The sequence below is a fragment of the Micromonospora sp. WMMD998 genome, assembly GCF_029581235.1.
Taxonomy (GTDB): domain Bacteria; phylum Actinomycetota; class Actinomycetes; order Mycobacteriales; family Micromonosporaceae; genus Micromonospora.
In genome coordinates this window covers 4,017,351-4,031,137 of the sequence record NZ_CP120740.1, presented here as the reverse complement: position 1 = coordinate 4,031,137, position 13,787 = coordinate 4,017,351, and the positions used below count along the sequence as shown (strand labels likewise).

Here is a 13,787-nt window from a genome sequence, read left to right as displayed (position 1 = left end):
GCTCGGTGCGCTCGCTCATGCGGTGGTGCTCCTCCGGGCCTCGCTGACGGTGAGCTGGCGCGGGTCGAGCACGTCCCGCAGCGCGTCGCCGACCAGGTTGAACGCGAGCACGGTCAGGAAGATCGCCGCGCCCGGGAACACGCCCAACCACCAGGCGTCGGTGACGAACCCGCGCCCGTCGAAGAGCATCCGCCCCCAGGCCGGGGCCGGTGGTTGGATGCCGAGGCCGAGGAAGGACAGCGCCGCCTCGGAGAGGATCGCGAACGCCAGCGACAGCGACGTCTGCACGATCAGCGGCGCGGCGATGTTCGGCAGCACGTGCCGGCGCATGATGCGCAGGTCCGACGCGCCGATGGAGACGGCCGCCCGGACGAAGACCTGCTCGCGTACGGACAGGACGCCGGCCCGGGTGATCCGGGCGAAGATGGGCGTGTAGACCACGCCGATGGCGACCATGGCGGTGAGCAGGCCGGGGCCGAGCACCGCCACGATGGCCACCGCGAGCAGCAGCACCGGGAACGCGAACAGCACGTCCATGCAGCGCATCAGCACGCTGTCCAGCCAGCCCCGGTAGTAGCCGGCGAACAGCCCCAGCGTCACGCCGGCCACCAGGGCGATGCCGACGCTCACCACGCCGACCTCGAGCGAGACGCGGGCCGCGACCAGCACCCGGCTCAGCACGTCCCGGCCCAACTCGTCGGTGCCGAACAGGTGCGACCCGCTCGGTGGTCGCAGCATCTGGTCCACGTCGACGTCGTTGACGCCGGCCGGGGCCAGCCAGGGGCCGGCGACGCCCACCACGACCAGCAGCAGCAGGACGATCGTGCCGCCGACGGCGAGCGGGTCGCGGCGCAGCGCGTCCAGGACCCGGCGTCCGGTGCTCTCCGATGCGCCGCTCACTTGACCGTGATCCTCGGGTCGAGGCGGGCGTAGAGGATGTCCACCAACAGGTTGACCAGCAGGAACAGCGCGGCGACGAGCAGCACGGCCCCCTGGAGGACCGGGTAGTCGCGGGCCTGCACCGCGTCGAAGGTGAGCCGGCCGATGCCGGGCCAGGCGAACAGCACCTCGATCACGATCACGCCGCCGAGCAGGCTCGCCAGTTGCACCGCGACCACGGTGACGACCGGGATCAGCGCGTTGCGCAGCACGTGCCGCAGGATCACCACCCGGTTGCGCAGCCCCTTCGCCTCGGCGGTGCGCACGTAGTCGGCGGAGAGCACCTCCAGCACCGACGAGCGGATGAACCGGGTCAGGATCGACGCGGTGACCAGGCCGACGGTCACCGCCGGCAGGGCCACGTGCGAGGCCCACCGGCCCGGATCCTCGGTGAACGCGACGTAACCCGACGGCGGCAGCCACCCCAGCACGCCGGCGAAGAGGATGATCCCCATGATGCCCATCCAGAAGTCGGGCACCGAGACGCCGAACTGGCTGAACACGCGGGCCGCGTGGTCGACCACCGAGCCGCTGCGCACCGCCGCCACGATGCCCAACGGGAACGCGACGAGCAGAGCGAACACCACCGCGGTGACGGCGAGCGACAACGTCGCCGGCAGCCGTCCCAGCACGATCCGGCTGACCGGCTGGCCGGTGCGGAAGCTGACCCCGAGGTCACCGGTGAGCGCGTGGCCGAGATAGCTGACGTACTGGACCGGAAGCGGCTGGTCCAGGCCGGCGCGGGAGCGCAGCGCCTCGTACGTCTGCGGGTCGAAGCGGGTGCCGAGCGCCACCCGGACGGGGTCGCCCGGCACCAGTTGCAGCAGCAGGAAGACCACCAGGGTCACCCCGAGCAGCACGACCGCGGACTGCAGGAGCCGCCGCAGGACGAAACGGGTCATCTCACTTGCCGAGGGCGACCGTGCGGAACCGGATCGCCCGGTCGCTGCGGACGTCGTAGCCGGAGACCTTCTTCGACCACGCCTGCACCACGTCCGGGTTGTAGAGGTAGAGGTAGCTGGCGTCGTCGACGATCTGCTTCGCCGCCTGGTCGTACGCCTGCTTGCGGGCGTCCTGGTCGGTCTCGGTGCGGGCCTGGTCCAGCAGTTTGTCCACGGCCGGGTTGCTGTACTTGTGGAAGTTGAACGCGCCGCCGGTGTGGTGCTGGGCGTAGTAGAACTCGTCCGGGTCGACGTTGCCCAGCCAGCCCAGCATGAACCCGTCGAAGTTGCCCTTGGCCTGCTCGTCGAGCCACTGGGCGAAGTCCAGCGTCCGGATCTTCACGGTGATCCCGACGTCCTTGAGCTGCGCGGCGATGACCTGGGCGGCGGTGACCGTCTCCGGGTACTCGCTCGTGACCATCAGGTCCATGGTGAGGTTGGTGACGCCGGCCTGGCCGAGCATCTGCTTGGCCTTGCCCGGGTCGTGCGAGTAGGGCGCGTAGTCGTAGAAGAACGCGCTGTTCTTCGGGATCGCGGTCTGGTTGACCGTGGCGAGGCCGAACTTGGCCGCCTTGGTGATCGCCTCGCGGTCCAGGGCGTAGCCGATCGCGCGCCGGACCTCGGGGTTGTCGAACGGCTTGCGGGCCTCGTTGAGCGCCACGTACCAGTAGTCGGTGGAGGGCGCCGACTCGACCACCGGGTCGTCCCCGTCCTGCAACGACTTCACCTGCTGCGGCGGCAGGTTGTCGGTCCACTGGACCTGACCGCTGCGCAGGTTCTGCAACGCCACCGTGGGGTCCTTGACGAAGGTGAAGGTGACCCCGTCCAGCTTCGGCTTGTCACCCCAGTAGGCGTCGTTGCGGACCAGCTTGATGCTGTCGCCGGAGGTGTAGCTCGCCACCTTGAACGGGCCACTGCCGACCGGGGCGGTCTTCGCCTTGCCGGACTCGACGTTCTCCTTCTCGACGATCGCCACGCCCTTGAACCCGCCGAGGTTGGCCAGCAGGTTCGGCGTGGGCGCCTTCAGCGTCACCACGACGGTCGCCGGGTCGGGCCCGGTCACCGACTTGACGGTGTCGAACTTGTAGGCGTTGTTGAGCTTCTCCTTGATGATCCGCTCATAGGAGTAGACGACGTCCTCCGAGGTCAGCGGCGAGCCGTCGGAGAACGTGACGCCGTCGCGGAGGGTGAACGTCCAGGTCAACTGGTCCTCGCTGGTGGTCCACTTGGTGGCCAGCGCGGGCACCATCTTCAGGTCGGCGTCCGGCTCGACCAGGGTGTCGTAGACGTTCTCCAGGACCTGGAAGCTGTAGTAGGCCGAGGTCTTGTGCGGGTCGAGCTGGTCCGGTTCGCCGCCGATCGCGGCGTTGAGGACACCTCCGGCGCCGCCGGCGTTCCCCCCGTCGTCGCCGACGTCGACGCTCTCACCGCCGGTGCATCCGGACAGGACGCCGACCGTGAGGGTGAGCACGGCGCCGATCACGCCGATCTTCTTCCTGGACATTGGCCCCCCTGCCGCTCTCCGAACAAAAGAAAGTTTCGGCGAGTCTTCTCGCCGGGCGGGATGATGTCAAACGAATCGAGCCAAACCGACTGGTCCATATGCGGTTGCCGGCCGGGTTTGAACGATGGTTCAATCCACCTTCCGCCACCGTGCGCCGGGAGTGTCACCGTGACCACACACGAGGTCGTCAACCAGGTCCCACCGCTCGTCGGGTACGACACCGCCGACGACCCGGCGCTGCTCGACGGGCTGGCCCGGGAGGGCGCCGACTGGGCCGCCGCCGGGCTGCGCGACCTCGGCCGGCTGGCCGGCGGCGAGCCGGCCGCCGAACACGGCCGGCTGGCCAACGAGCACCCGCCGGTGCTGCGCACCCACGACCGGTACGGCCACCGCGTCGACGAGGTGGAGTTCCATCCGGCCTGGCACGAGCTGATGCGCACCGCGGTCGGCCACGGCCTGCACGCGGCGCCGTGGGCCGACGACCGGCCGGGCGCGCACGTGGCCCGGGCCGCCGGCTTCTACGTGTGGCGGTCCGACGCCGGGCACGGCTGCCCGATCTCGATGACGTACGCGGCGATCCCGGCGCTGCGGCACAGCCCCGAGCTGGCGGCGCGCTACGAGCCGCTGCTCACCACCACCGAGTACGACTTCGGGCTCCGCCCGCCGCTGGGCAAGCGCGGCCTGCTCGCCGGCATGTCGATGACCGAGAAACAGGGCGGCTCGGACGTACGCGCCAACACCACCACCGCCCGACCTCAGCCGGACGGCAGCTACCGGCTGGTCGGGCACAAGTGGTTCACGTCGGCGCCGATGTGCGACCTGTTCCTCACCCTCGCCCAGGCGCCGGACGGGCTGACCTGTTTCCTGGTCCCCCGCGTGCTGCCCGACGGCAGCCGCAACCCGATGCGGCTGATGCGGCTGAAGGACAAGCTCGGCAACCGCTCCAACGCCTCCGCCGAGATCGAGTACGAGCACGCGGTGGCGTGGCGGGTCGGCGACGAGGGTCGGGGCGTGCGCACCATCATCGACATGGTCAACCTGACCCGGCTGGACTGCGTGATCGGCGCGGCGGCCGGGATGCGCCAGGGCGTCACCACGGCCGTGCACCACGCCACGCACCGGCGGGCGTTCGGCCGCTATCTGGCCGACCAGCCGCTGATGCGCAACGTCCTGGCCGATCTGGCGGTGGAGTCGGAAGCCGCCACCGTGCTGATGATGCGGCTGGCCGGCGCGACGGACCGGTCGGCCCGCGGCGACGCCGGCGAGACCGCGTTCAAGCGCCTGGCGCTCGCGGTCGGCAAGTACTGGGTGTGCAAGCGGTGGCCGGGGCACGCCGCCGAGGCGCTGGAGTGCCTGGGCGGCAACGGCTACGTCGAGGAGTCCGGCATGCCGCGGCTGTTCCGCGAGTCGCCGCTGAACTCGATCTGGGAGGGCTCCGGCAACGTCGCCGCGCTTGACGTGCTGCGCGCGCTCACCCGCGAGCCGCAGGTGCTGGCCGCGTACGAGACGGAGGTGGCGTCGGTGGCCGGCGCGGACGCGCGCCTGGACGCCGCGGTCCGCCGGGTGCGCGACGAGTTGTCCGACCGGAGCGACCTGGAGTCGCGGGCCCGCCGGGTGGTCGAGCGGCTGGCGCTGGTGCTCCAGGGCGCGCTGCTGGTGCGCCACGGCCACCCGGCCGTCGCGGACGCCTTCTGCGCGTCCCGGCTGGACGGCGACCACGGCCAGGCGTACGGCACGCTGCCGGGTGGCCTCGACCTCGCCGCGATCATCGACCGGGCCACCCCCAAGATCGGCTAGGGTCGCGGCATGCGACTCGCGTCGGTGCACCTGTATCCGGTCAAGTCCCTCGGCGGCGTCGACGTCGACCGGGCGGTCGTCGAGCCGTGGGGGCTGCGCCACGACCGCCGGTGGGTGCTCCTGCGGCCCGACGGCGGCGCGCTGACCGCCCGCACCGCGCCCGGGATGCTCGGCCTGACCGCCGTGCCCGGCGGCGGGTCGATCACGCTGACCGACCGGGACGGCGCGTCGGTGACCGTCGCCGAGCCGGTGGACGGGCCGCCCGCGGCCACCGCCGTGTCCCGGCTGGACACGGTCCGGCTGGCCGGCGACGAGGCCCACGCCTGGCTCTCCGCCCGCCTCGGCGAGCCGGTGCGGCTGGGCTGGCTGGACGACCCGCGCCGCCGCTCGGTGGCGACCGACCACGGCGGACGGCCCGGCGACCCGCTGAACCTCGCCGACGCCGGCCCGCTGCTGGTCGCCACCGTGCCGTCGCTGCGCCGGCTGCGGGACTGGATCGCCGAGGGCGCGCGGGAGCGGGGCGAGTCCGCGCCGGGCCCGCTGCCGATGGCGCGGTTCCGCCCCACCGTGGTGCTGGACGGGCCGGCCGAGCCGTTCGCCGAGGACGGCTGGACCCGGCTGCGCATCGGCGCGGTCGACCTCCGGGTCGCCGAGCGCTGCGACCGCTGCGAGCTCACCCTGATCGACCCGGTGACGCTGACGCGGGGCAAAGAGCCGATCCGCACGCTGGCCCGGCACCGGCGGCGGGACGGGAAGACCTGGTTCGGCATCCGGCTGGTGCCGGTGACCACCGGCGAGATCCGGGTCGGCGACCCGGTCGTCGCCGGCTGACGGCCCGGCGAATCGATCGAGGCGTCGATCGAGGCGTTGATCGACACCATCTCGGCGACGTGGCGGTATCCGAGCGCGCGGATGGCACCACTTCGCCGAAGTGGAGTGGATCATCCCTCCGGCCGAGCCCGCCACTCGTCGGCCAGGACGGCGAAGACGAGTTGGTCGGCCCACTCGCCCCGAAACCGGTAGCTGCGCACGTGCCAGGCCTCCCGCCGCATGCCGAGCCGGGTGGCCAGGCGGGCGGACGGCTCGTTGCCGGCGTGACACCGGGCCACTACCCGGTGCAGCCCGAACTCACCGAAACCCCAGTCCAGCAGCCCCGAGGCCGCCTCCGTGGCGAGCCCACGGCCGCCGTGGTCGGGGTGGAACACGTACCCGAGTTCGGCGGTGCGGTCGGCCGCGCTGCGCCAGACCAGCTCCACCGCACCGACCACCCGGGCCCCGGCGACCGCGGCCAGTGTCAGGCAGTCGCCCTCCACGCGCAGCGCGTCCTCGCCGGCCATCGCGGCCACAGACGCCCGCGACTGTTCCCGGGTACGCGGCTGCGCGCCGCGCATCCAGCGGACCACGTCGGGGCGGCGCTGCCAGGCGTGCACGTCGTCGATGTCGTCCGCGGTGACCGGACGCAGCAGCAGCCGCGGGGTGCGCAGCGGGTACGTCAGGCGGGTCATCGGGCCATGGTAGGCAGGCCTAGGGTGGGCGGCATGAGCGAGCGCACCGAGCGAAGCGAGGGCCACGAGCGCATGCCCAACCAGCACGGCATGAGCGAGCGCACCGACGATGACGGCAATCCGCTCACCCGGCTCACGCTCGATCAGCTCCGGCGGCGGGCCAGCGTCAAGTGGCGGCTGCACCCGCCGGACGTGCTGCCGCTGTGGGTGGCGGAGCAGGACGTGCCGCTGGCCCCGCCGGTGGCCGACGCGCTGCGCCGCGCGATCGACCTGGGCGACACCGGCTACGCGTACGGGACGGCGTACGCGGAGGCGCTCGCCGGGTTCGCCGCGCAACGCTGGGGCTGGGCCGACTTCCCGGTCGGGCGCAGCGCGCTGGTGGCCGACGTGATGACGGGCGTGGTCGAGGTGCTGCGTCTGGTCACCGACCCGGGCGACGCGGTGGTGGTCTGCTCCCCGGTCTACCCGCCGTTCTACGGGTTCGTGACGCACGCGGACCGGCGGGTGGTCGAGGCCCGGCTCGGGCCGGACGGACGGATCGACCACGCCGCGTTGGAGGAGGCGTTCCGCCGGGCGCGCGGGGGTGGCCGCCCGGCCGCGTTCCTGCTCTGCAACCCGCACAACCCGACCGGGGTGGTACACCGCCCCGACGAGTTGGCCGCCGTCGCCGAGCTGGCCGCCCGGCACGGCGTACGGGTCGTCTCCGACGAGATCCACGCACCGCTGGCGTTGGCCGGTGCGCGGTTCACCCCGTACCTAACGGTCGCCGGCGCGGAGGGCGCGTTCGCCCTGCTGTCGGCGTCGAAGGCGTGGAACCTCGCCGGTCTCAAGGCGGCGGTGGCGGTCGCCGGCCCGGCGGCTGCCGCCGACCTGGCCCGGATGCCGGAGGAGGTCAGCCACGGCCCCAGCCACCTCGGCGTGCTCGCGCACACCGCCGCGTTCCGCGCCGGCAGGCCCTGGCTGGACCAGCTCCTCGACGGGCTCGACGCCAACCGTGCGTTGCTCGGGACGTTGCTCGCCGAGCATCTGCCCGAGGTCTCCTGGCACCCGCCCGACGGCACCTATCTCGCCTGGCTGGACTGCACCCGGCTCGGCGTGCCGACCGAGGCTTCCGGCGACGGGCCGGGCGTGGTCACCGACCTGGCCGGCCCGGCGCGGATGTTCCTCGACGAGGCCCGGGTGGCGCTCAGCTCCGGGCACGTCTTCGGCAGCGGCGGCGCCGGCTTCGTGCGCCTCAACTTCGCCACCTCGCCCGCCGTGCTGACCGAGGCGGTGACCCGGATGGGCCGGGCGGTGGGGCCGGCCGCCGCCTGACCGGCCCCGGCGGGTTCAGCCGGCGTGCTGCTGGTCGAGCGTCTCGCGCAGGATCTCCGCGTGCCCGGTGTGCTGGCGGGTTTCGGCGATGACGTGCGTCAGCACCTCGCGCACGCTCAGCACGGTGCCGGGCTCCTGCCAGGGCACGTCGGGCACCGGGTGCGTCGCGGACAGGTCGTCGACGGCGGCGACGATCTCCTCGGTGCGGGCGGCCACCCGGGCGTACCGGTCGAGGATGGCCGGCAGCGTGTCCTCGGGCAGCATCTGGAACGTCCGCTCCCGGTCGATCGCCCACCGCGGCAGCTCGCGGGCCGTCCCGGCCATGAAGTCCGCCCAGGTCACGCCGTCGGGCAGGGTGAAGGTCATCACGGCCGGCCCCTCGGTGACGAACCGCAGCCAGTCCTCCTCGCCGGACGCGACGTGCTTGAGCACGCCGCCCAGGCAGAGCGCGCTGACGGTGGGGCGTTCGCCGGCCTGCGCGTCGGTCAGGCCGCGCACGGTGGCGGTGAGCGCGGCGCGGGCGGCGGCGAGCGCGCGGAGCAGGTCGGCCCGTTCGGCGTCGAGCGCGGTGGGGTTCGTGGTCGGGACGGTCATGGTCATCGGTTCCTTCCGGTCCTGATCGGGTACGGGTCACACCGTCGCAGCCATAGCGGACAGGTTGTGTCCGCTACTGCCGGCAGAATGCGGACCATGTCGACGACCTCCGCCCGGCTGCTCTCCCTGCTGTCCCTGCTCCAGGCCCGCCGCGACTGGCCGGGCGCGGTGCTGGCCCAACGACTCGGGGTCAGCCCACGCACCGTGCGCCGGGACGTCGACCGGCTGCGCGAGTTGGGCTATCCGATCTCCGCCGCCAAGGGGCCGGACGGCGGCTACCGGCTGGGCGCCGGCTCGGCCCTGCCGCCGTTGCTCTTCGACGACGAGCAGGCCGTCGCGCTCACCGTGGCGTTGCAGACCGCCGCGACCACGGTCACCGGCATCGAGGAGGCCGCCGCGCGGGCGCTGACCACGGTCCGGCAGGTGATGCCGGCGCGGCTGCGCCACCGCGTCGACGCCCTGCGGGTCGTCGCCGTGGACCGGGCCGGCGCCCCGGCGAAGCCCCGGGTCGAGCCGGCCCTGCTGATGACGCTCAGCGCCGCCGTGCACGCCCGGGAGGTGCTGCGCTTCGACTACCCGCCCGCGCCGACCGCCGACCCGACCGACGGCGCGCCGCTCCCCCGCCGGGTGCAGCCGCACCATCTGGTCACCTGGGGCGGGCGCTGGTATCTGGTGGCCTGGGACCTGGACCGCGACGACTGGCGCACGTTCCGCGTCGACCGGCTCCGTCCGCGTACCCCCACGGGCCCCCGGTTCACCCCGCGTGAGCTGCCCGGCGGGGACGTGGCCGCGTTCGTCGCCGGGCGGTTCCGTGGCGGCGGCGGCGACTGGCCGTGCCGGGGCGAGGTGATCCTCGACCTGCCCGCCCGGACGGTTTCCACCTGGACCCGCGACGGCCTGGTCGAGGAACTCGGCCCGGACCGTTGCCGGCTGGTGCTGGGCGCCTGGTCCTGGCCGGGCCTGGCCGCCGTGCTCGGCCGTTACGACGCCGACATCGAGGTGGTCGGCCCGCCGGAGCTGCGGGCCGCCTTCGCCCACCTGGCCCGGCGCTACGCCGCCGCCGCGCGTCGCCCGGACGACGGATAGTGGCCGGTCAGCCGGCCGTCGACCGTTCGGCGACCACCACCGAGATGCCGTCGAGCACCCGTTGGAGACCGAACTCGAACGCGTGGTCCGGCCCGTACGCCGCACCGTGCGCCATGCCGGCGGCGGTGCCGACCCGGGCGGCGAGCGGGAACGTGCCGGCGGTCATGAACTTCTCCAACCAGGGCGCGTGGGTCTGCCACCACTGGTCGTCGGTCATCCCGGTCTCGCGCTCCAACTCGACCACGTCGGCGGCGGCCCGGGCCGCGCTCTTGGCGTGCCCGAGCACGAGGGTGAGCACGGCGTCCATCTCCACGTCGTCGAGCCCGATGTCGGCGACCGCACGCAGCTCGTGGTCGTATTTGGCGAGCACGTTGGGGCCGAGGACCGGCCGGGTGGTCTCGGCGCGCAGCAACCACGGGTGGGCGCGGTAGAGCGCCAGGTTGTCCCGGGCGATGCGTTCCAGCCGGCCACGCCAGCCGCCCGGCACGTCGGTCGGGCGGGGCAGGTCGCCGAGGACGGCGTCGACCATGACGTCGAGCAGTTCGGCCTTGCCCGGCACGTAGGTGTAGACGGACATGGTGCCGACGCCGAGCGCGTCGCTGACCCGGCGCATGGTGAGCGCGTCGATGCCCTCGGCGTCGGCGATCTCGACGGCCGTCCGCACGATCCGGTCGACGCTGAGGCCGGGCCCGGCGCCGCGGCTGGTCGGCTCCCGCGTGCGCCAGAGAAGGGCCAGGCTGCGGGCGGGGTCGGCCTTGCGTCTGCGGTCGGTCGACATGGTGCCGTCATCCTACCGATCCCGGAATCCGCACGCGGCCGACGGGACGGGCGCACAAAAAAGGGCGGGACCTCCCGCCACTACCAACATATAGCGCACCCCCGGTCTTGCGGCAAGCCCCCGATGGTGACGCAGAATTGCCGGCCGAAGCCCATTCCCCGCACCTGAGAAAAGCCGCGAAGAGCGGAGGCCCTGGCATGCCCGCAGATCGGAGCCCAACGCCCGTGAACCCGCCCACCACAAGCGTCTTCGATCTTCCCGACCGACTCTCGGCGAAGGCCGATCCGGCCCTGGTCGCCGACGACGAGCGGCATTTCGCGACCATCGCGGAGAGCCTGCGCCGGTCGGTCGCGGACCTGTCCGACCGGCTCGACACCGCACGCCGGGCCGCCGGCGGCAAGGGCCGGCAGGCCGTCGACCGGGACCAGGAGATCCGCCGGCTGACCGTGCGCCTGCGTACCCTGCGCCGGTACGGCGTGGACCTGTGCCTGGGCCGGATGGTCGGCGCGGACGGCGCCGACCCGGTGTACGTGGGACGGCTGGGCCTCACCGACGGCGCGGGCGGGCGGCTGCTGCTGGACTGGCGCTCCCCCGCCGCCGAACCGTTCTTCGGCGCCACCCACGCCAACCCGATGGGGCTGGCCAGCCGCCGCCGCTACCGCTGGACCCTGGGCCGGATCACCGACTACTGGGACGAGGTGTTCACCGCCGACGGGCTCACCGGGCACGCCGCCCTCGACGACCAGTCCGCGTTCATCGCCAGCCTGGGCGACACCCGGTCGGCGCGGATGCGCGACGTGCTCGGCACCATCCAGGCCGATCAGGACGCCATCATCCGGGCCGGTTCCCGGGGCGCGCTCGTCGTCGACGGCGGGCCGGGCACCGGCAAGACCGTCGTCGCGCTGCACCGCACCGCGTACCTGCTGCACGCCGACCCGCGCCTGGGCGAACGGCGCGGCGGGGTGCTGGTCGTCGGGCCGCACCAGCCGTACCTGAGCTACGTCTCCGACGTGCTGCCCAGCCTCGGCGAGGAGGACGTGCAGATCTGCACGCTCCGGGACATGGTGCCCGAGGGCGCGGCGGCGGGCGCCGAGACGGACCCGGAGGTGGCCCGGCTGAAGTCGTCCGCGCGGCTGGTCGACGCGGTCGAGGAGGCGGTGCGGTTCTACGAGGAGCCGCCCGCGACGCCGTTGACGGTCGTCGTCGAGGACGCCGACCTGCGGTTGACCGCCGGCGACTGGGCGGAGGCGTTCGCGGCGGCCGAACCCGGCGCACCGCACAACGAGGCGCGCGACGACGTGTGGGAGGAACTGCTCACGATCCTGCTGGAGCGGTACGACGGCGACGCGCCGGAGCACGCGGTCCGCCGGTCGCTGGCCGGCAACCGCGAGCTGGCCACCGCGTTCGGCCGGGCGTGGCCGCTGCTCGACCCGGCCGACGTCGTCGCGGACCTGTGGTCGGTGCCGGCCTACCTGCGCCGGTGCGCCCCCGACCTGAGCGTGGACGAGATCCGTACGCTGCGACGGGCCGACGCCCGGGCCTGGACGGTGGCCGACCTGCCGCTGCTGGACGCGGCGCGGCGGCGGGTCGGTGACCCGGAGGCGTCCCGGCGGCGGCGCCGCAACGACGCGGCCCTTCACGCGCAGCGGGAGCGGATGGACACGGTGGTGGACGCGCTTATCGCGTCGCACGCCTACGACGACGGCGAGGGGCTGATGACCATGCTGGTCGGGGCGGACATGCGGGCCAGCCTGGTCGACGACAGCGTGCTGGCCGTCGCCGACCCGGACCTGCTGGCCGGGCCGTTCGCGCACGTGGTGGTGGACGAGGCGCAGGAGCTGACCGACGCCGAGTGGCAGATGCTGCTGGCGCGCTGCCCGTCGCGCAGCTTCACCGTGGTCGGCGACCGGGCCCAGGCCCGGCACGGGTTCACCGAGTCGTGGCGGGAGCGGCTGGAGCGGGTCGGTGTCGACCGGATCGAGGTGGCCTCGCTCACCGTCAACTACCGCACCCCGGCGCAGGTGATGGCGGAGGCCGAGCCGGTGATCCGGGCGGTGCTGCCGGACGCCAACGTGCCGACGTCCATCCGTACCGGCGACGTGCCGGTGCGGCACGGTGACCGCGCGGACCTGCACGCGGTGGTGGCGGCGTGGCTCGCCGCCCACGACGAGGGGGTCGCCTGCGTGCTCGGCGCCCCGGAGTTCCCGGCGTCGGACCGGGTCCGGTCGCTGGCCCCGGAGCTGGCCAAGGGCCTGGAGTTCGACCTGGTCGTGCTGGTCGACCCGGCGGCGTTCGGCGACGGGATCTCCGGCGCGGTGGACCGCTACGTGGCGATGACCCGGGCCACCCGCGAGCTGGTCGTCCTCACCGGCGGGGGCGGTCCCGCCGCCCCCGCCGGTGGCGCTACCGCGTGAGCAGCTCCCGCAGCGCCTTGCTGATCTCGGCCGGCGCCTCCTCGGCCATGAAGTGCCCGGCCGTGGTGGTGCGGTGGTCCAGGTCCGGCGCCCAGGCCCGCCACACGGCCGCCGCGTCGTAGCCGAGCGCCGCGCCCCAGTCCTGCTGGACCACCGTGACCGGCATGGTCAGCCGCCGGCCCGCGTCCCGGTCCGCCCGGTCGTGCTCGACGTCGATCCCGGCCGACGCGCGGTAGTCGGCGACGATCGAGTCGACCGCCTCCCGGGACGCCCGCAGGTACTCGGCGCGCACCTGCGCCGGAATGGCCTCCGGGTTCCTGATCCAGGCGTCCAGGAAGTGGCCGAAGAAGGCGTCCGCGCTGGCCGAGATCATCTGCTCCGGCAGGCCGGGCGGCTGCGCCATCAGGTAGAGGTGGAACGCCACCGACGCGGACACGCCGTGCAGCACGTCCCACATGTCGAGGGTGGGCAGCACGTCCAGCGACGCCAGGTGGGTGACCGCGTCCGGGTGGTCGAGGCCGGCGCGGACCGCCACCAGGGCGCCCCGGTCGTGCCCCGCCAGGGCGAACCGCTCGTGCCCGAGCGCCCGGGCCAGGGCCACCACGTCGGCGGCCATGGTCCGCTTCGCGTACGTCTGGTCGGTGTGCGCGGGCGGCTTGTCGCTGGCGCCGTACCCCCGCAGGTCCGGGCAGATCACCGTGTGGTCGGCGGCCAGGTCGGCGGCGACGTGCCGCCACATCAGGTGGGTCTGCGGAAAGCCGTGCAGCAGCACGATCGGACGGCCCGCGCCGCCCACCGCCACGTTCAGCGCCACGCCGTCGGCGACGGTGACACGCTTGTGGTCGAATCCGGTGATGCCTGTGGTCATCTCGGTGCCTCTCTGCTCCGTCGTACCGGCCAAGCGTGGTGGCGCCG

Annotated in this window: 12 protein-coding genes; 5 read left to right on the top strand and 7 right to left on the bottom strand. The window is 73.6% G+C overall.

Annotated elements, in window-relative coordinates; genetic code table 11:
• Positions 1-15 precede the first annotated feature (15 nt).
• Genes O7619_RS18350 through O7619_RS18340 form a run of 3 tightly spaced genes read right to left on the bottom strand, consistent with a single transcriptional unit; the run spans position 16 to position 3,384 of the window.
• Positions 16-900: an ABC transporter permease gene (locus tag O7619_RS18350; RefSeq protein WP_282282211.1), complete on the bottom strand. Its 885-nt coding sequence runs from the start codon at positions 898-900 to the stop codon at positions 16-18.
• Complete coding sequence (locus tag O7619_RS18345; protein ID WP_282282209.1) at positions 897-1,841, bottom strand: ABC transporter permease; 945 nt, start codon at positions 1,839-1,841, stop codon at positions 897-899. The genes O7619_RS18350 and O7619_RS18345 overlap by 4 nt, the downstream gene beginning before the upstream one ends.
• Before the next feature lies 1 nt (position 1,842).
• The gene (locus tag O7619_RS18340; RefSeq protein ID WP_282282207.1) at positions 1,843-3,384 is read right to left on the bottom strand and encodes an ABC transporter substrate-binding protein; all 1,542 of its coding nucleotides are present in this window, start codon (positions 3,382-3,384) and stop codon (positions 1,843-1,845) included.
• Between the two features lie 168 nt (positions 3,385-3,552).
• Between O7619_RS18340 and O7619_RS18335 the strand changes: the two genes are divergently transcribed.
• Both O7619_RS18335 and O7619_RS18330 read left to right on the top strand, forming a co-directional pair.
• Positions 3,553-5,181: an acyl-CoA dehydrogenase family protein gene (locus O7619_RS18335; protein WP_282282205.1), complete on the top strand. Its 1,629-nt coding sequence runs from the start codon at positions 3,553-3,555 to the stop codon at positions 5,179-5,181.
• Between the two features lie 9 nt (positions 5,182-5,190).
• A complete protein-coding gene (locus O7619_RS18330) occupies positions 5,191-6,012 on the top strand; it encodes an MOSC N-terminal beta barrel domain-containing protein (protein WP_282282203.1) in 822 nt (273 codons plus the stop codon).
• Positions 6,013-6,122: 110 nt separating this feature from the next.
• Here the strand turns inward: O7619_RS18330 and O7619_RS18325 are convergent, their stop codons facing one another.
• Positions 6,123-6,686 (bottom strand): GNAT family protein, encoded by a 564-nt coding sequence (locus tag O7619_RS18325; protein ID WP_282282202.1) that lies wholly within the window; start codon positions 6,684-6,686, stop codon positions 6,123-6,125.
• A gap of 72 nt (positions 6,687-6,758) precedes the next feature.
• Between O7619_RS18325 and O7619_RS18320 the strand changes: the two genes are divergently transcribed.
• Complete coding sequence (locus tag O7619_RS18320; RefSeq protein WP_282288869.1) at positions 6,759-8,000, top strand: aminotransferase class I/II-fold pyridoxal phosphate-dependent enzyme; 1,242 nt, start codon at positions 6,759-6,761, stop codon at positions 7,998-8,000.
• 15 nt (positions 8,001-8,015) lie between these two features.
• Here the strand turns inward: O7619_RS18320 and O7619_RS18315 are convergent, their stop codons facing one another.
• On the bottom strand, positions 8,016-8,600 hold the full coding sequence (locus O7619_RS18315) for a DinB family protein (protein ID WP_282282200.1): 585 nt from the start codon (positions 8,598-8,600) through the stop codon (positions 8,016-8,018).
• A gap of 90 nt (positions 8,601-8,690) precedes the next feature.
• Here O7619_RS18315 and O7619_RS18310 point away from each other — a divergent pair, with 90 nt between their 5' ends.
• Entirely contained in the window at positions 8,691-9,680 is a 990-nt protein-coding gene (locus O7619_RS18310) for a WYL domain-containing protein (protein WP_348774327.1), read from the top strand.
• A 7-nt stretch (positions 9,681-9,687) separates the two neighbouring features.
• Here the strand turns inward: O7619_RS18310 and O7619_RS18305 are convergent, their stop codons facing one another.
• The gene (locus O7619_RS18305) at positions 9,688-10,458 is read right to left on the bottom strand and encodes a TetR/AcrR family transcriptional regulator (protein ID WP_282282196.1); all 771 of its coding nucleotides are present in this window, start codon (positions 10,456-10,458) and stop codon (positions 9,688-9,690) included.
• Between the two features lie 224 nt (positions 10,459-10,682).
• On the opposite strand from O7619_RS18305, the gene helR reads away from it, so the two are divergent.
• A complete protein-coding gene (gene helR / locus O7619_RS18300; RefSeq protein ID WP_282282194.1) occupies positions 10,683-12,872 on the top strand; it encodes an RNA polymerase recycling motor ATPase HelR in 2,190 nt (729 codons plus the stop codon).
• On the opposite strand, the gene O7619_RS18295 is transcribed toward helR, so the two are convergent.
• Positions 12,862-13,740, bottom strand: a complete 879-nt coding sequence (locus O7619_RS18295) for an alpha/beta hydrolase (protein WP_282282192.1) — start codon at positions 13,738-13,740, stop codon at positions 12,862-12,864. The two genes, helR and O7619_RS18295, sit on opposite strands and share 11 nt — an antisense overlap.
• Positions 13,741-13,787: the final 47 nt, after the last annotated feature.

Excerpts from the sequence above, each read along its gene's own strand:
- O7619_RS18345 (WP_282282209.1), bottom strand. The coding sequence starts at position 1,841 with ATGACCCGTTTCGTCCTGCGGCGGCTCCTGCAGTCCGCGGTCGTGCTG.
- O7619_RS18340 (WP_282282207.1), bottom strand. The coding sequence starts at position 3,384 with ATGTCCAGGAAGAAGATCGGCGTGATCGGCGCCGTGCTCACCCTCACG.
- O7619_RS18330 (WP_282282203.1), top strand. The coding sequence starts at position 5,191 with ATGCGACTCGCGTCGGTGCACCTGTATCCGGTCAAGTCCCTCGGCGGC.
- O7619_RS18325 (WP_282282202.1), bottom strand. The coding sequence starts at position 6,686 with ATGACCCGCCTGACGTACCCGCTGCGCACCCCGCGGCTGCTGCTGCGT.
- O7619_RS18320 (WP_282288869.1), top strand. The coding sequence starts at position 6,759 with ATGCCCAACCAGCACGGCATGAGCGAGCGCACCGACGATGACGGCAAT.
- O7619_RS18315 (WP_282282200.1), bottom strand. The coding sequence starts at position 8,600 with ATGACCATGACCGTCCCGACCACGAACCCCACCGCGCTCGACGCCGAA.
- O7619_RS18310 (WP_348774327.1), top strand. The coding sequence starts at position 8,691 with ATGTCGACGACCTCCGCCCGGCTGCTCTCCCTGCTGTCCCTGCTCCAG.
- O7619_RS18305 (WP_282282196.1), bottom strand. The coding sequence starts at position 10,458 with ATGTCGACCGACCGCAGACGCAAGGCCGACCCCGCCCGCAGCCTGGCC.
- O7619_RS18295 (WP_282282192.1), bottom strand. The coding sequence starts at position 13,740 with ATGACCACAGGCATCACCGGATTCGACCACAAGCGTGTCACCGTCGCC.